Here is an 18518-nt window from a genome sequence, read left to right on the forward strand (position 1 = left end):
ACAATTTTGATATGAAATTAAAGCGACTTTCTCAAAGTTTATTGGCGTGTTTTGCCTGTTATAACTTCAATGTCGGAGCGCAAGATGCGTTGTCAGGCGACTTATTCAGTTTGCCGATAGAACAGTTAATGCAACTAGAAGTTGCAAGCGCAACCTTGTCTAACGAGTCTTTATTAGATGTGCCATCTAGTGTAGCTGTATTTAATCGTGACGAAATAAAAAAGCTCGGTCTAGACTATGTTCACGAACTGACGAACTTTGTCACCGGCATTCAAAGTACTCGCTCAGATAGAGATCCGAAATTCAATAAAATATCTGCGCGTGGCAAAGCATCAAGTTCAGAAGGCGGTGACATCCTAATTCTGCTAAATGGCCAACGTATAAATAGCGAATATTCTGGTGCAAATAACTACACCTTTCCGTTAATCCCTTTAGCAATCGCAGAAAAAATTGAAATTATCAAAGGGCCAGGCTCGGCAATATATGGCTCAAATGCTTTTCTAGGTGTAATTAATATCATCACTGTTACCGATGAAGAGCCACAAGTTACAATTGAAACCGGCAACTTTGGTAGTATCAAAGCAACGGCTTCGGCTGGTTTTGTCCAGGACGATTTTTCAATCCAAGCCATAGTTAATCATTCGCAAGATGACGGCGATTTATATCAAGCGCAAATAGATAGCTTTAATCCTCAGGTATTACATGACACTCGAGATCCGATAGAGCACCAAGAAGTTGTGCTAAACATTAAAAAAGCCAAAACATCACTGCAAGTCATTATGAGTGAACAGGACGCGCAAGACTATTACGTGCAAGGCATTCTGAATAATGACTTTAACCGAGCACAAATCAGTTCCAAGTTTATTACGTTTAATCAACAGCTTGATTGGAATGACACTTTATCTACAGATGTTTGGTTAGATTATCGTGATAACCAAAGTGATTTGGATTTATTAGGTTTACCTATGGGGATCTTTTTCCAAATAAGTGAGCCACAGTCTGCCGCCCCTTTGCTGGCAAAAACGCCTATTTACGAAAGAGCTAAAGGGCTCAGAATTAACAACTTTTATCAGTACAGTGATGATATTCGATTAAGTATTGGTTTTGAACATAGACGAAGTAATTTACAAAAAGACGAGTCTAGCGCAAATTTCAACTATGCAAAGTGTTTGCAATCACAGGCTTGCCGCGCATATTTAGGCCAACAAGCTTTCGACCCAGCTGAACTGCCTAACATTGAATATTATAATGGTGCATTTGAAGGTAAAGTTAAATTCACCGATGTAACAAAACGTGATATTAATGGTGCATTTGTCCAAGCTCAAATTCAAGCAAGCGACAAAACTCAGTTAACGCTCGCAGCTAGGTACGATAAATACAGCGATATTGGCAGTAATATAAGCCCAAGATTTAGTGTGGTGCATAACCTAAACGACAATGTCACCTTTAAAGCTAACTATGGTGAAGCCTACCGTGCGCCTCAATTCAATGAACTTGGATTGATTAATAACCCACTGATATTAGGCAACATTAATTTAAAACCTGAAACGATAAAATCACTTGATTTTATTTCATTGATGCAATTTTCAGACTGGACAGCTTCACTAACTTATTTTCAGCACAGTATTAAAGACGCAATAGTGGCGGAGCCTGTAGCAACCACAGTAATGTTGAACAATCAAGATAGTAAAACAATCACTCGAGGCATTGAAGCTGAAATTACGTATATTCCAACCACAAACCTTTATCTAAAATCTGGGATTACCCACCTAATAGATAAAGGAAGCGATCAGTTTAAAGAATCAGATAACCTACTGTTTTTAATAGTCAATTACAAACTTGATAAAGTGAATATCAACTTTTCTGCGAACTACCAAGATGATAAAGAAACACCTGAATATTTGAAATCGGAAGGCAATCTTACAGAATTGGATAGCTATTTAGTCGCTAACGGTAAAATTAGTTACCAATTCAGCGACCAAATAAATTTCTACTTTAAAGCGAAAAACTTGTTTGACAAAGAATATGCATCTCCAGCTATTAGCAATCGAGTATACGCAGGTCTGCCAAACAGAAGCCGACAGTGGTCTATCGGCGCTGAGTTTTCTTTTTAAATTGATCTGATGTAAAACGAGTGGTCGCTTTCTGGAAACCCTGTTGTTTACCAGCTTGACCACTTGGCTTACGTCCCTGCTTATTCTGGCCTGCAGCTTTGCGACGGCTTTCGGCTGGAACTAAACAATCTTGTCCATTACCTATAAGCTTACTTAAGCCCATTTTCTTCAAAGCTTCACGTATCATTGGCCAGCCTTGCTCATCATGATAGCGCAATAAAGCTTTATGTAATCTACGCTGCCTATCCCCTTTCGGAATAAAAACCTTTTCACTCTTGTGCGTAACTTTGTGTAGAGGGTTAGATTGCGAATGATACATAGTGGTCGCATTTGCCATAGGCGACGGATAAAAGTTTTGAACCTGATCTAGTTTAAAGCGGTTTTTCTTCAGCCAAATAGCTAAGTTAACCATGTCTTCATCTGTTGTACCTGGATGAGACGCAATAAAATAAGGTATCAAGTATTGCTCTTTGCCTGCTTCTTTAGAGTACTTATCAAACAGCTCTTTAAATTTATAATAAGTACCCATTCCAGGCTTCATCATCTTACTCAGCGGCCCTTCTTCTGTGTGTTCAGGCGCAATTTTTAAATAGCCACCAACATGATGTGTCGCCAATTCTTTTACATATCTTGGGTCTTGAACAGCAAGGTCATAACGAACACCTGAGGCTATTAATATCTTTTTGATCCCCTTAATTTTGCGCGCCTTGCGGTAAAGGCTAATTGTTGGGCTATGGTCAGTATCCATATGCCCACAAATATCCGGCCACACACACGACATTCGGCGACATGTTTGTTCTGCTTTAGGATGTTTACATCTAAGCTTATACATGTTTGCTGTAGGCCCACCTAAGTCAGAAATAACACCGGTAAACCCAGGGACTGTGTCGCGGATTTGTTCAATTTCATGCAAGATAGATTCTTCAGAGCGGCTTTGAATAATCCGCCCTTCATGTTCAGTAATTGAACAGAAAGTACAACCGCCAAAACACCCCCGCATGATGTTAACCGAGGTTTTGATCATGTCGTACGCTGGTATTTTCGCTTTACCATAACTTGGGTGTGGTATCCGGGCAAAAGGTAAACCAAACACAGCATCCATTTCTGAAGTTTCTAACGGAAACGCTGGCGGATTAATCCAAACAATTCTGTCACCATGGCGTTGTACTAAAGCTCTAGCGCAACCTGGGTTGGTCTCTTGATGTAATATTCTAGAAGCATGGGCATAATATGTTTTTTGCGCTCTAACTATGTCGTATGAAGGTAAATTAACGTAAGTTTTTTCCCAAGGTCGACGTGTTTTTGCCGGCTGAATTGTGACCACTTGTACGTCAGAAGTCTCAGTAGCTTGATTGGTTTCGCAAGTCGACTCTTGAATCATTTCATATGGATTGGGGATAGGATCAATTTTCCCCAATTTGTCTAGCTCGGTTGAATCAACACCGTACCATTCAGGCAATGGCTCTTTGCGTAAAACCGCAGTGCCACGAATATCCTGCATCTGGTCGATTGTTTCGCCTGCTGCAAGACGATGCGCGACATCTGCTAGCGGCCGTTCGGCATTACCATAAATTAAAATATCTGCTTTAGAGTCAAATAACACAGAGCGACGCACTTTATCTGACCAATAATCATAATGTGCAATGCGGCGTAAGCTTGCTTCTATACCACCAATAACGACTGGAACCTTGTACGCTTCTTTGCATCTTTGCGTGTATACAGTAACGGCTCTATCGGGTCTTTTCCCACCTATGTTACCCGCTGTGTATGCATCATCATGACGTAATTTTCGATCTGAAGTATAGCGATTAATCATAGAGTCCATATTGCCAGCGGTCACACCAAAAAACAGATTTGGTTTCCCCAAACGCATAAAATCTTGTTTTGAAGTCCAGTCAGGCTGAGAAATAATGCCAACACGAAAGCCTTGCGCCTCGAGCATGCGTCCAATTACAGCCATGCCAAAACTAGGATGGTCTACATAAGCATCACCGGTAATAATGATAATGTCACAACTATCCCAACCTAATTGCGCCATTTCCTTTTTTGACATAGGCAAAAATGGTGCCGGTTTAGATTGAAAATTTGGACTGGAATAAGAAAAGAGATCGCGATCCGCTTTCATGCGCTGCGCTAGCATAGATACACCCAACAAAGCGAGAATAGAAATAAAGGCCGATCATACCAAAATCTCTACTAGTTAACAAAAGAGACACGGAAATATTTATCAAACAAGCTAAACTATAGGATAACTAAAGAAGCTGCGCAGCAGCACAAAAGCGAGAATGATACAGTGAGAATTTTGCCATTTGTCGCAAGCATGTATTTTATATCTTTACCTACAGCAGCATGGCAGATACTTGAGCGGCCAAATACGTTAGCAAGTGATGTAGAAGTTACGTCTAATGTTGTTGATAAAGCCCAAGCGATTAAGTTAGCTGCCGACGACTCGTCTCAAAAATTATTAGCTACTTTAAGCAATTCTACCGAAAACACTTTTGTAGTGCAGCTGCCAACCGCGACAGGTGAATTAGTTGATTTCAATATCTCTCGAACGAATGAAATTACTGGTCAACTACAACAGGATTACCCACAAATAAAAAGTTTTAAAGGCCATCAAGTTAGTGACCCAACTCAGCTAGCCAGAATTACCATAGGCCCAAATGGCTTTTACGCAATGTACTTGCTAGATGGCCAAGTTTGGTACTTGGACCCAGATACAAATGGCCAGTACCAGTTGTATACGGGTCACAGCGATTTAAAACATGATGAGGTTTTAATAACTGAGCAGCTACAGACATCTAACTTACTAGCAAGAGGACCTTTGTCTGCCGAACCAGGTATAGTTACATACCGCATAGCCGTTGCAGCAACAGGTGAATATACCCAGTTTTACAATAACAAAACAAACGCCCTGAATGGCATAGTCACGACCATTAATCGAGTAAATTTGTTGTTTGAGCGCGATTTGGCCATTCAATTGCAATTGATTGACAACAATGATCTGCTGATATTTACCAATGCAAGTACAGACCCATTTGCTAACGATGATCCGGATGCAGATATCGCGGCGGCACAGCAAACCATTGATAATATAATTGGTTCTAGTAACTACGACCTTGGACACGTGTTTGCAACTGATGGTGGTGGTTTGGCGCAAGTTGGTGCCGTATGCAGAAGCGGATTAAAAGCACAAGCCATGACGGGCACGCCTAGGCCACAGGGAGATTCATTCAACGTAGATTTTGTTGCCCATGAAATCGGCCATCAATTAGGTGCTTTACATACATTCAACGGAACAGCAGGTTTTTGTGACGGTGGCAGAATTGATGACTCGGCGTATGAACTAGGCGGCGGCGTAACCATAATGGGATACGCAGGTATTTGTTCAGACAACAGTGGCAACGAAAATGTCCGAACAACATCTATCGCCAATTTCCATTTTCAAAGTATCAGCGAGATCCATAATTATGTACGCTTTAGTGGTGGTAGAAACTGCGGAACCCACCAAACAAGTGACAATCTGTCACCGACAGTCAACGCAGGAAGCGATAAAACCATTCCAGCCAACACACCATTTGTTTTGACGGGACAAGCAAACGACGCAAACCAAGATTCGTTAATTTACACGTGGGAACAATATGATTTAGGCACGGCAACGAGTGACAAATCTGATTGGGGTACCAGTGGAGATGGACCCATTTTTAGAAACTATGCGGCAACGACCTCTCCTGCTAGGTATATCCCAAATATCCAAGATTTAATTTTTTTGCGGAGTACCAGCGCGGAACTACTCCCGTCAACATCACGGCAGATGACTTTTAAATTTGTCGCTAAAGATCAAAAAGGCGGTGTGGCACATGATGAGTTAACCGTGAATGTAAGAGCCGACACTGGACCATTTGTTGTTACCAAACCAAGTGGAGGTGAAGACTTTGTGGGCCGCCAACTAATAGACGTAAATTGGCAAGTTAATGGCACTGACAACTTCTGCAGCCAAGTAAACATTTTAATGAATACTGATTTAGATGATACCTTTGAATATACGCTAGCTGCAAACACACCAAACGATGGCCAACAACAAATTGAATTGCCAAATACCACAGCTACCCAAGCAAAATTGATGGTTATCTGTGCTAGCCAACAGTTCTTCAATTTAAACAGTGGGTTCTTTTCAATTGCCGCTGACCTACAACCTTTAATTACCGGGCAAAATACATTTGAAGTAGACCAAGGGGAAAACTTCACTATATCGATAAATGATTTAGTGATAGACAACCCAACAAACTCAGCCATAGAAGTAATTATATTAAATGGAACCAATTATACTGTTTCTGACAATGTAATAACGATTACAAATGCAGAGCGGAGCGAAGTTTCTATTAATGTACAAGTGAGCAACGGCACAGATACCAGCAACATATTCTCATTTTCAGCTAAAATTCAGAGCGACACACCAGACCCCATTGAGCCAGAAGCAGAAAATGAGAATTCAGCGGATGTGACTATAAACATTAAAGCAGGCAGTTCTGGCACAACTAATCTATACTTATTAATGGTGCTGCTGGTTCTATCACTAGCGAAAAGCTACCGAAATTCACCTAGTTAAAAGTAAACTTCACTTGCAGTTAGGCGGTAAAATGCGTAGAATCCGCCTTCCTTGAGTGAGCAACACCCTGATCAGGGGCCGATTAGGATTCGACGGGTTTCTAAAACTCTAAGGTGCATGCCGTGGGGCGGTTGGCCACGTAAAAAGCCGCAAAAAAATAGTCGCAAACGACGAAACTTACGCTTTAGCAGCTTAATAACCTGCTCTTAGCACTTCTGCCCTAGCTTCCGCTTGTAAGACGGGGAATAACAGAAGTTCAAACCCAAACAAGATAGTGTGGATGCTCCCGCCTGAGAGCTGAAGCATGAAATTTAATTCAGGATAGTCTAATAGTGGCGTGTTTGTTCGCAGCTGCTAGATGAAATTAAAGACAAACTAAGCATGTAGTACCGAAGACGGCAGTTATTCGGACGGGGGTTCAAATCCCCCCGGCTCCACCACAAGCCGAACCAATACAGACCACTCCAGACGCATTAAACCTAATGAAATCAAAGGTTTAACGCTCAATCAAATTTCTCGCGAAATAGGCTCTAGTAGGCTCAAAAGGGCTGCTTTATACCCATTTTTTGACAAAAATGACAATATTTTACGAAAAAATTCAGACGAGTTTATCCCTCTTGAAGACCGTATATTCCATGCAGTTTTCCATGATCTTCACCCTGCTTATACCGACACAATTAACGAAAAATTCCACAAAATACGCACCATTCATGGCTATCGTGAAGCAAACCAATTTTTAAACGACATTGATAGATTACTCAGACAGAACGATTTAAACCTTTCAGACAGCCTTGAAGAATTAAAAAAATTAGCAAGAGAAAAAGCAAATGCCCTAGCAACCGTGCCTGACGAAGCGAAAGCGAGCAGTCTGGCGAGCGTTGCTGAGGAAGCACGGTGCTATGGCATTAAACACTTGCCCAAAGAAAATGATTACCAAGCGCAACTAAAAGCTTTTACTTGCGAAAAGTGGTGGTTCAGAAACTTTAAAAGATTACAGAAACAAGCCTTAGAGCAACTGGCTCGTAACCTTGAGCTAGTGCATAAACATAGATCAGCCTACTCGAGTAACCTAACGTTAGAAAATAGGCTAAAAGAAAAAGCACTGTCACGACTGTTTTTAGAGTCAACATTTGTCACAAATGAGATTGGCCAAGAATTTTCACTAGCTGAGCTATCTGATAAAAACATTTCTAACCCTGCGATTAGACGCGCGGAGTTAATGGTTAGAGTGAAGGGCTTTGAACAACTAGCAGAATACAACAATCATGTAGGTTTGTTTGTAACAATTACAGCACCATCAAGATTTCACCAAATTACCGCGAATGGTAAACCTAACGCAAAATACAATGGCTCAACCCCTGCCGATGTTCAGGAGTTTTTAAACAACGACTGGATTAAAATTCGCTCTGCTTACAATAAAAAAGAGATTCACCCATACGGCTTTCGAGTTGCTGAACCTCACCATGATGCAACCCCACACTGGCATATGTTGTTATTTGTTCATCCAGAGGAAGTGCAACAATTAGTAGACATTTTTAAGCACTACGCTCTCAAAGACGCAGATACAACCAACGCAAATTTAAAACACAGACTAAAAGTCGTTCATATAGATAAAAACAGAGGTAGTGCTGCTGGCTACATTGCTAAATACATAGCTAAAAATATTGATGGTTTCGGAATAGATGAAGATTTAGAAGGGAACGATGCAAAAGTAGCTGCGCAAAAAATTGAAGCTTGGGCCAGCACGTGGAACATTAGACAGTTTCAGCAAATTGGTGGGGCACCTGTTACCGTTTGGCGTGAACTAAGAAAACTTAAAAATACTCAAGATGACGAATTGCTCGAAAGTGCGCGGCAAGCTGCCGATGCAAGTGATTGGGCTGCATATAACTTATTAATGGGTGGCGCTAACCTTCCCCGCTCAGCTAGACCAATCCAACCTTATTACGAAGAAATTGAAAATGGTCTAGTTTACGACCTTGATACGGCTGAAGTTGTCCAGCTACCGAAACAGACGAAGAAACTAAAAGGATTAATCTGCAATGGTGAAATCATCACTAGCCGCATACACGAATGGAAATTATCAGGGTCGTTAAATTCAACTTCTTCGCGTAGCGAACAATTTGAATTTATCGAGCAGTGCGACCTTGAATACGACATAGAAGCTCAATTTCAAAACCATCTTGCCCGCGCACGTAAGTGCGAAGAAGCCTATCTAGCCTATGAACATATGCTTTTCAGCGAAGGAGGAGGGGCGCGCTCTTGCGCCCCGCCCGACTGAGCGTCTTGGACTTGTGTAAATAACTGTACCGACCTTTTAAAAACTAAATTGAGAGATACAAAAAATGCCTGTAAGCAGAAATAACCGAAGAAAAAAATCTAAAAAATCGACCAAACCAATAGCCCAAAAACCAACTAGGTCAGAAGCTTTTTTTGATGATGAAGTCGAAATTGCGCCTAACGTATTTGCATTTGGTGATTTTCCTGATTTAGAAATGCTTCAACAGCTTTCCACTTTCACAAACCAAGAAGCTTATGAACTACTCAATAGCCATGCTGTATACGCTGAAAAAGAATACGACTACACCAATGAGGATATAGCCGTTGTGGTTGGAATGCTTGTACTAAATGATGAAACCGAAGTTATTGTGAAAACGCCAAACGATGGCTTACTTCAAGTACGTAAATCTACGTTTTATAAAAACTTCGCTTTGATAGATATGGATTTCTAATCCGCTTTTTCGCTCTTTGACAATTTGTGAACTCGATAATAGCCGTTACTTCGTAGCGGCACGCCTTTTTTAGTTACGTGGTCAAAACTAAATATATGCTCATTGCCAGCTTCGTAACATTGGCCTATCAAACGATTTTTAAACTCTCCTTTACCTTTTACAACATCAACCTCTGCACCACAGATAGGACATTCAGCTTGGTAAACCCTCAATTCAATTTTTCGTGATTTACTTTTGAGATCTTCAATAGGCACAGACACTAATTGCGCACATCGAACCGACAACGGCAAAAGCCAAATAGGCGCTTCCGCTACACGTGAATTTGTTAAGCTAAAATAGGCACTAAAAGGTAAAAACACGACAAAATTAACTATGAATACCAGAGTCCCAAAAAAGCCAAGAGCGAAATCTTTTAAGTGCACAAAAGCAACAAATGCAAAATATGCTTCTAGTAATAAAAATATGGGAATTGACACGTACAACCAGCGCCGCCAGCCCGTTAACTCAATTTTCGAAAGCCAACTGGCGTACCAGCGTAAATTGGGCATTTCAACTAATCGATACTCAATTAAGTCAACACTACTGCCCAGCCTAACGTTTACTTCTGGTGATTTATTGTCAATCAGTGGTTCAAGACGAAAGTAGTACTTGGTTTTGTTACCTGCCCCACCACCTTTTATAGAGGCAATATTTAGTTTAAAAGAACAGCCATTTTCCAACAGATATTTAGTATAGTCTTCACTCAGCTTTTCTATAGTACCTCGAAATGTATCGTCATATCTTTTGATTATTCTTTTTGCATCAACGACTTCCGTCGGAAGGCTCTTATATTTCGCTACATGAAAAAATTCCCATAGTTCATCATAAGTAAACCGCACTTTCGCTTGAGGTTGGTGTTTATTACGTAAAGAGTTTAGAGTTTCAGCACCGAAAGCCCTTATATATGTCAACCAATCTGAGGTTTCACTTCTATTTGCTTCAAGAAAGTTAACTGTATGATTTAAAATAGATTCAAAAACCTCAATATCATATTGAACACTAGTCATATATATACTTAAAGGGTTTCCGAACCCTTTTCTCCCTCTTTTTCTGGCATGACCTACAGCACCATAAAGCCCAACGAAAACAAGTAAAGCTAATAGGAGCTTACAAATGGAAAGCAAATATATGTCAGTTAAATCATTCGCACAACTCGGTATTTATACCGAGCAAGCAATTCGCTCAAAGATTAAAAAAGGCCAATGGGTATTAAATCAGCATTACATCAAAGCGCCAGACGGCCGCATCTTATTAATTTTCGAACAAATCACCAGTTGGATTGAATCAGGTTGCAAACACTAAGGGGTTACTATGAATAATTTACCAAAACTTACAGGCATTAAAGCAAACAAAAGCAGCATAGCTATCGAGTTCACTTATAACAATATTCGTTGCCGAGAAACCATAAAATGCAAACCAACGAAAACTATAATGCAAGAACTCGCAAGAAAACGAGAAGCGATAATTTATGAGATTAGTTTAGGAAAATTTGATTATGCAGCACACTTTCCAAACAGCAAAAAAGCTAAGTCGCTGACCATAAATCAGGCGAACCATTTGACCGTTGAAGAATTACTATCAAGTTGGTTTGCGCGTAAACGTAAATATTGTGCCTTTAGTACAATTCGAGGTTATAAAACGATTGTTTACTCAAACATATTGCCAAAGTTAGGTAAGTTGAAACTATCGGAGATAAAGCCAAGCTTAATCAAAGATTGGGTTGCTGAACTACAACAAACTTTGTCGCCAAAGCGAATAAACAACATACTTACGCCATTAAAAGACGCTTTTAGACAAGCATACGAAGATGAAATTATCGATACAGATCCAATGGCTAGGGTTAAAAATCTGAAACTCAGCAAAGCCGATATCAACCCGTTTACTTTAGGTGAAATAGACCAACTCCTAAAGAACATTTCATCCCAAGCAGACCGAAATATGATTGAGTTTGCATTTTTTACAGGATTACGTACTTCTGAATACATGGCCTTAACATGGGATGACGTCAATTTAAATGATAGAACAGTCGCGGTTAACAAAGCATTTGTTTATAAAAAACTAAAAACCACCAAAACCAAAGCAGGCATTAGAACCATTGAATTGTGTGACCGAGCTTATAATATTTTACGTGAGCAAAAAGCCCTTAACTTGGGCGTTAAAAATTTAGTATTCCCCGATATGCTTAACAACGACTATTGGTATGACACATCAGCTATAAGAAAACGAATCTGGATACCTGCTATTAAGCAAGCAAATTTAACATACCGAAATCCATATCAAACACGCCATACTTTTGCTTCTCAAATGTTATCCCAAGGCAAAAATCCACTATGGGTTGCCCAACAAATGGGTCATGAAGATTGGGGAATGATTATAAAAACTTACGGTAAATGGATTAAAAACGACTAGGCCACAAGTTTAATATAACCCGTTAATCTAACAGAGCGACTAAGAATCAAACAAAAAGCTTTACTCAAAACATAATAAGCCTAAAATAAGTACACAAATAGATACTTATTTTAGGTTTATTACTATGAGACAAGTTTTAGCAGATTGCTCAGCCAGCATTTCGGAATTGAAAAAAAGTCCAACAGCTTTATTAAACGAGGCTGCTGGTTCTCCGATTGCGATATTGAACCATAATAAACCAGCTGCTTATCTAATCCCCGCGGATACCTACGAATGGATGATGGAAATGCTTGATGATATTGAATTGACTAAATTAGTTAAAGAGCGTCTAAAAGATAAGTCGCAAGCGATAGAAGTATCACTGGATGACTTATAAGTTAAAATTTTTGCCAGTGGCGTTGAAAGAATGGAAAAAACTTGCGCCACCAATTCAAAACCAGTTTAAAAAGAAACTAGCGGAGCGAATAGAAAACCCTAATATACCATCGGCAAAGCTCAGTGGTTTTGATTCTGTTTATAAAATTAAGCTCCGTACCGCTGGCTATCGCCTTGTTTATGAAGTCAACAACAGTGAGATTACTGTATTGGTTTTAGGCGTAGGGAAGCGAGACAAAGGCAAGATTTATCAAGACATCAAAAATAGATTATAGATAACTAAAGATGGAATAATTAAAGCCAATACCTCATTTGGTTAACGTGCAATTCCTATCAATATCATAGTATTCATTCTTACAAGTTAGAATAATTTAATTAGTTACAAAAAATGTAATTAATTAAATATTCAATTACTAGATTTGACTTGTGCATTTTTTGATCGTATAATATAAAAAGATGGGGGATATTTTTGAAGATCAATAATCGTGACAAAATAGCAAAAGGCATTGAGCAAGTTGCAGAGATAAGGTCACAGCTAGTGGTTTGGGAAAAGCTAGTTGCAGGTTCAGACTGGAAAAGTGAATCTGATATTTTCAGGAGTTTCCCTAAAACGCGTGTAAGCAATGGCGAATTTCAATTAGAAATTGCACACGAGTTTTCTATAAGGTTTTTAGTATTTTTCGAGATAGGTTTAGTCGTTTTAACCTTTGTTGGAAACTAGGAGTAAGTGATGAATTACAAGTTAAAGATAATTAAAACGGAAAGTGATTATACGTTGGCTCAAAGCCAGCTAACTCAATTCATCTCAGAATATGAAAATAAAAAACATAATAAAGAATTTTTAGATGAGTTTGAATTATTGAGTTACTTAATTGATAAGTACGAAAAAAAGAAATTCGATTTTGGAAAAGTCGATTTTATAAGTGCAATAAAGTTTCAAATGGAACAGTTAGAGCTTACTAGAAAAGATTTAGAGCCAATACTAGGTGCTAGTAGTAGGGTTTCAGAAATCTTATCAGGCAAAAAGAGCCTAACTAAATCCATGATAAAGAGATTGCATGAGCACTTATTTATACCTTATGAGATATTAATGTCAGAACCAGCGTCGACGAGAGATAATTTAGCAATAGATGTGTCGACATACCCTTTAAAAGAAATGTTAAATCGAGGGATTTTTGAGGGCTATAAGACTGCAACAGCAACTTTTAAAAAGAATGCAGAAAAATTAATACATGATTACCTTTCTGAATTCGGTCAGACACCAAAAGTGTTTTGTCGGAGCTCTGTAAATTCAACCCACATGCGCTCTGTTAAAGAAATGAATGAAATTAATTTACAGGTTTGGAAATGTGAAGTTCTTAAAAAGGCAAAAAATAACAAGCTTGTAAAAACCTCATTCAACAAAAAGTGTTTGAGTTTAGATTTTATGAATGAAATTTTAAAATTATCTAAGTTCAGAAATGGTCCTTTATTAGCTCAAGAAGAATTAGCAAGGAATGGTATTCATCTGATTTACGAACCTCATTTTAGCAAAACGTACTTGGATGGTGCGGCTATGAAAGGTTTAGATGAAAATCCTATTATTGGAATTACAGGTAGATATGACCGATTAGATAATTTTTGGTTTGTTCTTATGCATGAATTAGCTCATGTTTGGAAGCACCTTGATGCAGATAGATCTGATATTTTTGATGATTTAGAGAGTGCAGAAAACGATGATATTGAAATAGAAGCTGACTCACTTGCGCTTGATGCGCTAATGGACCAAGACGAGTGGAAAAATACAGTTTATCCAGAAATTGAAGACGCTGATGATTTAGCCCATTTTGCTAATCGATATTCTGTAGACGCAAGTATTATCGCTGGGCGTTATAGAAAAGAGTCAGGGGACTACAGAAAATTTAATAGATGGATCGGCAGCAAGAGGGTAAGAATTTTATTCGAAAAGTAAAAAATTTAGTTGGTTTCTAAGTATCAGTTGAGGTTGTACCACCAACCTCAACTGCAATACTTAGAAATGGTGAAATCCAGAGACCACACCAAGAAAGTTAGATGTTTCTAATCTTCCGTGCTTTGCTTAGCGACGTAATATTAGTCAAATATTTACCTTTTTGCAACTACTTGGTCTCTAATTACAACCTTATAAGGTGAATTACTATGACTAAAGACTCTAAGAAGATAAACATACCGAAAGGTATGAAATTAATATTTCGTCCGTATAGAACTAACCCAAAGACGAAAAAAACTGAATACGCTAGCCAGTACGGAATGAGAGCATTCCCGATGTTAGTACCAATTGAAGGGGCGAAGTAATGAAATCAATACGAACCCTTAGCAAATTCAATAGACTAATTGGTGACCGAAAGAAAATCATCGTCGGTATTAAACTTGATTCCGATAAATTAGATATTCTAAAAAAATATGGATTTCCAGATGAAATTTCAGTTGGTCAAAGAATGCTCCCCAAAGCTCTTGGAGCTAAAACTAGATTTAATGCAATTGGAAAACTAGGTAAGCGTTTAAAAGACAAACCGAAGATCCCCTACTTTGTCGACCGATATTGGGAATGGAAAGATTATCAAGGGAATGAATATAGTAAGGTTGTATCAATTCAAAGAATGAAGTACCAACGAGAATCCATAGCTCCCACCTCTTTGGAAATCACAATCTCAAATATGGAACAACAGTTGATTGCTGTGACCGATTCACTCAATACGTCTGACCAATCCACGTTAATATCAGCGATAAACATTTTTTTAGAAATGTTCGGTGATGTAGAGCTTTTTGATCAGAATAAACTTCCAATTTTGTCTAACGTAAAAAAGCTAAATTGGGAGATACTTCCCAAAGGCGAACTGCCTTGGAGGAATGATTTGGAAGTGCTGAAAAAGCTTAAGCGTAGTGCTAGTTCTAATAAGAGAAACATATGTGATTTCAGACTTAGCGAAATTGAGCAGCACAACCCTGAATCTGTTGCGATTGGTCGGGGTGGGTTTACTGGATACATAGTATATTGTTTCCCAAGAGCTGGCTTCCACATTCTGGAAAGCTTATATTATAATAACGCGACTTACATTCTGGGTGGGAATTGGGAATTAATCTCTCAATTTACCAAAAAAGACATCTTAAATGAAAATCTACATATTGATAGAATCATTCATGATGGCAAATGGAGTTCAAACGTGCATAAGCTATTTATAGATAAAGCAGCATAACCAGTACAAAATAGGCTTGATGGATCGAGCCTATTTTTAACAAAAATCGGTTAAGTATTTATGAAACAACAAAAAACTTCGGGTTCAAATCCCCCCGGCTCCACCACCACACGTTCCGCATCGTTCGATAAAGCACTAAAAACCCTTAAAAATCAACAAAATACACCATTCCTTGTTCGTATTCGTTCCTGTTTGTTTGGTAACATCCGCACTTTGTCGTAACATTTTTAGTAACACCGGAGCATGTTACTAAAACCGGTGTTAGTAAAAATGTTACTATGCCTAGTGTCACTTTACCCTTAGACAACACTCAAATTAACAATACAAAAGACAAAGAAAACAACTTGTTTGACGGTGAAGGTTTATTGCTGCGTGATAACCACATTTCAGTGTGCAAACTTATTCACAAATAAAAAGTGCATTATAGTAAGCTCACATCAGTAGAGAAATAAATGCGTATTATACTGCGCTACATATATTGTAGTGGGGCTGACTATGAAAACTGTAGACGTTGAAATGCATCTCAATGAAACTTGGCAGACCATTTGCCAAGTTGAGTTTATTAGCAACCAAAAGACCATCCACTCAACCAACAAATTGAAACAGATACAGGCACCCCATCTTTACAGACACTCAACAAAGTGTTGAAGCCTATGGGTATGACAATGGGAGTGAAGCTTAAATAACTTACAGATAATTATATCAAGCTCAGATATTCCGGTTATTAATAACAGCCAAGTGACATTAGTTGAAACATAGGTTATATTTTAGCCATTCACACAAACAAAAAGGCAAATGGATGATTGCTAAACTAATTAGACTTCAAGCTTATTTCATTTTAATCATTGTTACCCTTTTATATTCTGCTTGCTCATATAGTAATTTACGCTTAATTGATTATAGCCAAATACATTGCAATGATATTGGTAAATGGATGAATTCTATTAAGCAAGAAATGCGAGAAGGATATAACCAAGATGAATATAAAGATATAAAACGGGCCGAGAGAGCAATAAAATCGAGACATCAACAATGCTTGAGAAACCAGCGTTTAGGTCAGAAACATAATGTACAGCCTGACTCCCTAAGCAAAAAGCAAACGCATCTACAACCAAACTTGCGTAACCGCAAGTATAACCAGCCAAACAGAAACAAATTCAAAACAACTGATAGTCAATTTACGGCTAGCAATCATGTGTATGATCACACGAAGGCCAAAGCTTGGGATACCTATTTTCAACTAGAGCCAAGATGTCGCCAGCAAAAACAAACCCAATCAGATTTCATTTATTGCGCAAATTCCAAAAAACAACAAAGAAAACAATTTGAAATAATCTGGCAACAACAGTTAAATAGCAATTAAATCATTCCAACTAGTTAGACGCATCTCTGTGCAAAACATTTTAAAAAAACAAATCGCAAACAAATCACTTATAAAACCAGGTTCATATTGCATTGATTCATGGTATGCACACAACAGTGATTTAGCTGTTATCAATCCTTACGATAATTCTATTCTAATTGAATTAAGTGATTTTGATTTTAGCTTAACGAAAAAAGTATTAGATCAAGCCAAAAATTCTCAATCAGAATGGGCTGAAGTACCAGCTGAGGTTAAATCTAAGCTATTGTTTAATTGGTATAGATTAGTATTAGAAAACCAAGAAGACCTTGCAAAGTTGATCACGCTAGAGCAAGGAAAACCAATTAAAGAATCAATTGCAGAAACTGTGTACGCTGCACAATATATTAAGTGGTTTGCAGAAGAGTCCACGCGAATTTATGGTAGCGTATTAAATAGTGAAGCAGATCAGCAAATTCAAATCACGAAACATCCGATTGGTGTCGTTTCGCTAATTACCCCTTGGAATTTTCCAGCTGCAATGCTAACACGTAAAATGGCGCCTGCTCTTGCCGCTGGTTGCTCGATAATAGCAAAACCTTCAGAACTAACGCCTTTAACTGCATTAGCTTTAACAGAGCTAGCTTACCAAGCGGGTTTTCCAAATGGTTTAATACAAACCATAGTTACGACTAGCCCAAAAGAATATTCGAAGCAAATCAACCAAAGCCATATTATTAAGAAGATTAGTTTTACAGGGTCTACTAGAGTAGGCAAAGAATTAATAAGTCAATCCGCTGAAAATGTAACTAAATTATCTTTAGAGCTAGGTGGCAATGCCCCATTTATTATTTTTGAAGATGCAGATTTAGATCTTGCGGCAAGTGACCTAATCCAATCAAAATTCAGAAACAGTGGCCAAACATGTATATGTGTAAACAGAGTATTTGTTCACAGCAAGGTAAAGGCAAAATTCTTACAAATCCTCATTGAGAAAGTCAGTGACATGGTTATGGGAAATGGCCTAACACCCAATACAGATCTTGGCCCAATAAGTAATCTTAGGCATATAAAGACAGTGCATAAATGGGTTGAGTCGAGCATAGTCCAAGGTGCACACGTGGCTTTTAAGTCTAAAGCGACCCCAAATAAGAACTTTTATCCTATAACTATTTTGGACAATGTATCCAATCACATGGATATAGCACAAAATGAACTATTTGCACCTGTATTACCTATAATTGAATTTGCAGATAATGATGAAGCAATCACTCAAGCAAACGATATCGTTGCTGGTTTAGCTGCATACGTATACTCAACAAATTATCAACAGCTGAAAAAAATACAGGATAGTTTAGAGTTTGGTATGTTTGGTTTTAATACTGTCGCTTTGTCTGATGTAAAAGCCCCTTTTGGCGGAGTAAAACAGTCTGGAATTGGACGAGAAGGTTCATTTTTAGGAATAGAAGAATATTTAGAAGTTAAATACACTAAAGTTCAGTATTAATTAGCCTATTTTTGATTATCAAGGAAATTATAAAAAGGCTAATCAATATGATTGTTAGATATGACTTTTTTTGGATGGTATAAACGAAAAAGGCCCACTCGATGAGTGGGCCTTTCTCTTAAATTAAAAGCCTGGCAGTGTGCTACTCTCACATGGGAACTCCCAAACTACCATCG

16 protein-coding genes and 1 other RNA gene are annotated in these 18518 nt (G+C 38.4%); 15 read left to right on the forward strand and 2 right to left on the reverse strand.

What is annotated here, in order from left to right:
* Positions 1-11 precede the first annotated feature (11 nt).
* Positions 12-2114: a TonB-dependent receptor plug domain-containing protein gene (locus WSC_RS0108715; RefSeq protein ID WP_169315471.1), complete on the forward strand. Its 2103-nt coding sequence runs from the start codon at positions 12-14 to the stop codon at positions 2112-2114.
* On the opposite strand, the gene WSC_RS0108720 is transcribed toward WSC_RS0108715, so the two are convergent.
* Entirely contained in the window at positions 2089-4254 is a 2166-nt protein-coding gene (locus WSC_RS0108720; protein ID WP_016955540.1) for a YgiQ family radical SAM protein, read from the reverse strand. The two genes, WSC_RS0108715 and WSC_RS0108720, sit on opposite strands and share 26 nt — an antisense overlap.
* A 180-nt stretch (positions 4255-4434) precedes the next feature.
* On the opposite strand from WSC_RS0108720, the gene WSC_RS0108725 reads away from it, so the two are divergent.
* The 4 genes from WSC_RS0108725 to WSC_RS0108735 all read left to right on the forward strand — a co-directional run bounded on the left by WSC_RS0108725 (position 4435) and on the right by WSC_RS0108735 (position 9455).
* A complete protein-coding gene (locus WSC_RS0108725; protein ID WP_016955541.1) occupies positions 4435-6723 on the forward strand; it encodes a reprolysin-like metallopeptidase in 2289 nt (762 codons plus the stop codon).
* Positions 6724-6797: 74 nt separating this feature from the next.
* Positions 6798-7163, forward strand: a transfer-messenger RNA (tmRNA) gene (gene ssrA, locus WSC_RS24630).
* A gap of 401 nt (positions 7164-7564) precedes the next feature.
* Positions 7565-9004, forward strand: a complete 1440-nt coding sequence (locus WSC_RS22285; RefSeq protein ID WP_016955542.1) for a replication endonuclease — start codon at positions 7565-7567, stop codon at positions 9002-9004.
* Positions 9005-9068: 64 nt separating this feature from the next.
* Positions 9069-9455: a hypothetical protein gene (locus tag WSC_RS0108735; protein ID WP_016955543.1), complete on the forward strand. Its 387-nt coding sequence runs from the start codon at positions 9069-9071 to the stop codon at positions 9453-9455.
* On the opposite strand, the gene WSC_RS0108740 is transcribed toward WSC_RS0108735, so the two are convergent.
* On the reverse strand, positions 9452-10501 hold the full coding sequence (locus tag WSC_RS0108740) for a hypothetical protein (RefSeq protein WP_016955544.1): 1050 nt from the start codon (positions 10499-10501) through the stop codon (positions 9452-9454). The genes WSC_RS0108735 and WSC_RS0108740 overlap by 4 nt on opposite strands.
* Before the next feature lie 106 nt (positions 10502-10607).
* Between WSC_RS0108740 and WSC_RS0108745 the strand changes: the two genes are divergently transcribed.
* The 10 genes from WSC_RS0108745 to WSC_RS0108795 all read left to right on the forward strand — a co-directional run bounded on the left by WSC_RS0108745 (position 10608) and on the right by WSC_RS0108795 (position 18342).
* Positions 10608-10796 carry a hypothetical protein gene (locus tag WSC_RS0108745; protein ID WP_016955545.1) on the forward strand — a complete coding sequence of 63 codons (189 nt, stop codon included), beginning with the start codon at positions 10608-10610 and terminating at the stop codon, positions 10794-10796.
* 9 nt (positions 10797-10805) lie between these two features.
* The gene (locus WSC_RS0108750; RefSeq protein WP_016955546.1) at positions 10806-11903 is read left to right on the forward strand and encodes a site-specific integrase; all 1098 of its coding nucleotides are present in this window, start codon (positions 10806-10808) and stop codon (positions 11901-11903) included.
* Positions 11904-12027: 124 nt separating this feature from the next.
* On the forward strand, positions 12028-12279 hold the full coding sequence (locus WSC_RS0108755; protein WP_016955547.1) for a type II toxin-antitoxin system Phd/YefM family antitoxin: 252 nt from the start codon (positions 12028-12030) through the stop codon (positions 12277-12279).
* Positions 12269-12553, forward strand: coding sequence for a type II toxin-antitoxin system RelE family toxin (locus tag WSC_RS0108760; RefSeq protein WP_016955548.1), 285 nt, complete (start codon positions 12269-12271; stop codon positions 12551-12553). The genes WSC_RS0108755 and WSC_RS0108760 overlap by 11 nt, the downstream gene beginning before the upstream one ends.
* 194 nt (positions 12554-12747) lie before the next feature.
* On the forward strand, positions 12748-12999 hold the full coding sequence (locus WSC_RS0108765) for a hypothetical protein (protein WP_016955549.1): 252 nt from the start codon (positions 12748-12750) through the stop codon (positions 12997-12999).
* 9 nt (positions 13000-13008) lie between these two features.
* Positions 13009-14229, forward strand: a complete 1221-nt coding sequence (locus WSC_RS0108770) for an ImmA/IrrE family metallo-endopeptidase (RefSeq protein WP_016955550.1) — start codon at positions 13009-13011, stop codon at positions 14227-14229.
* Positions 14230-14590: 361 nt separating this feature from the next.
* A complete protein-coding gene (locus tag WSC_RS0108780) occupies positions 14591-15493 on the forward strand; it encodes a hypothetical protein (RefSeq protein WP_016955552.1) in 903 nt (300 codons plus the stop codon).
* Positions 15494-15771: 278 nt separating this feature from the next.
* On the forward strand, positions 15772-15906 hold the full coding sequence (locus WSC_RS25485; RefSeq protein WP_016955553.1) for a hypothetical protein: 135 nt from the start codon (positions 15772-15774) through the stop codon (positions 15904-15906).
* A 386-nt stretch (positions 15907-16292) separates the two neighbouring features.
* Positions 16293-16856: a hypothetical protein gene (locus WSC_RS0108790; protein ID WP_016955554.1), complete on the forward strand. Its 564-nt coding sequence runs from the start codon at positions 16293-16295 to the stop codon at positions 16854-16856.
* 28 nt (positions 16857-16884) lie between these two features.
* The gene (locus WSC_RS0108795; RefSeq protein WP_016955555.1) at positions 16885-18342 is read left to right on the forward strand and encodes an NAD-dependent succinate-semialdehyde dehydrogenase; all 1458 of its coding nucleotides are present in this window, start codon (positions 16885-16887) and stop codon (positions 18340-18342) included.
* The last annotated feature ends 176 nt before the right edge of the window (positions 18343-18518 follow it).

Source organism: Catenovulum agarivorans YM01 (genome assembly GCF_000281085.1).
GTDB classification, from domain to species: Bacteria; Pseudomonadota; Gammaproteobacteria; order Enterobacterales; family Alteromonadaceae; genus Catenovulum; species Catenovulum agarivorans.

Excerpts from the sequence above, each read along its gene's own strand:
- WSC_RS25485 (WP_016955553.1), top strand. The coding sequence starts at position 15,772 with ATGCCTAGTGTCACTTTACCCTTAGACAACACTCAAATTAACAATACA.
- WSC_RS0108770 (WP_016955550.1), top strand. The coding sequence starts at position 13,009 with ATGAATTACAAGTTAAAGATAATTAAAACGGAAAGTGATTATACGTTG.
- WSC_RS0108755 (WP_016955547.1), top strand. The coding sequence starts at position 12,028 with ATGAGACAAGTTTTAGCAGATTGCTCAGCCAGCATTTCGGAATTGAAA.
- WSC_RS0108740 (WP_016955544.1), bottom strand. The coding sequence starts at position 10,501 with ATGACTAGTGTTCAATATGATATTGAGGTTTTTGAATCTATTTTAAAT.
- WSC_RS0108760 (WP_016955548.1), top strand. The coding sequence starts at position 12,269 with ATGACTTATAAGTTAAAATTTTTGCCAGTGGCGTTGAAAGAATGGAAA.
- WSC_RS0108715 (WP_169315471.1), top strand. The coding sequence starts at position 12 with ATGAAATTAAAGCGACTTTCTCAAAGTTTATTGGCGTGTTTTGCCTGT.
- WSC_RS0108750 (WP_016955546.1), top strand. The coding sequence starts at position 10,806 with ATGAATAATTTACCAAAACTTACAGGCATTAAAGCAAACAAAAGCAGC.
- WSC_RS0108725 (WP_016955541.1), top strand. The coding sequence starts at position 4,435 with ATGTATTTTATATCTTTACCTACAGCAGCATGGCAGATACTTGAGCGG.
- WSC_RS0108780 (WP_016955552.1), top strand. The coding sequence starts at position 14,591 with ATGAAATCAATACGAACCCTTAGCAAATTCAATAGACTAATTGGTGAC.
- WSC_RS0108745 (WP_016955545.1), top strand. The coding sequence starts at position 10,608 with ATGGAAAGCAAATATATGTCAGTTAAATCATTCGCACAACTCGGTATT.
- WSC_RS0108790 (WP_016955554.1), top strand. The coding sequence starts at position 16,293 with ATGATTGCTAAACTAATTAGACTTCAAGCTTATTTCATTTTAATCATT.
- WSC_RS0108735 (WP_016955543.1), top strand. The coding sequence starts at position 9,069 with ATGCCTGTAAGCAGAAATAACCGAAGAAAAAAATCTAAAAAATCGACC.
- WSC_RS0108720 (WP_016955540.1), bottom strand. The coding sequence starts at position 4,254 with ATGCTAGCGCAGCGCATGAAAGCGGATCGCGATCTCTTTTCTTATTCC.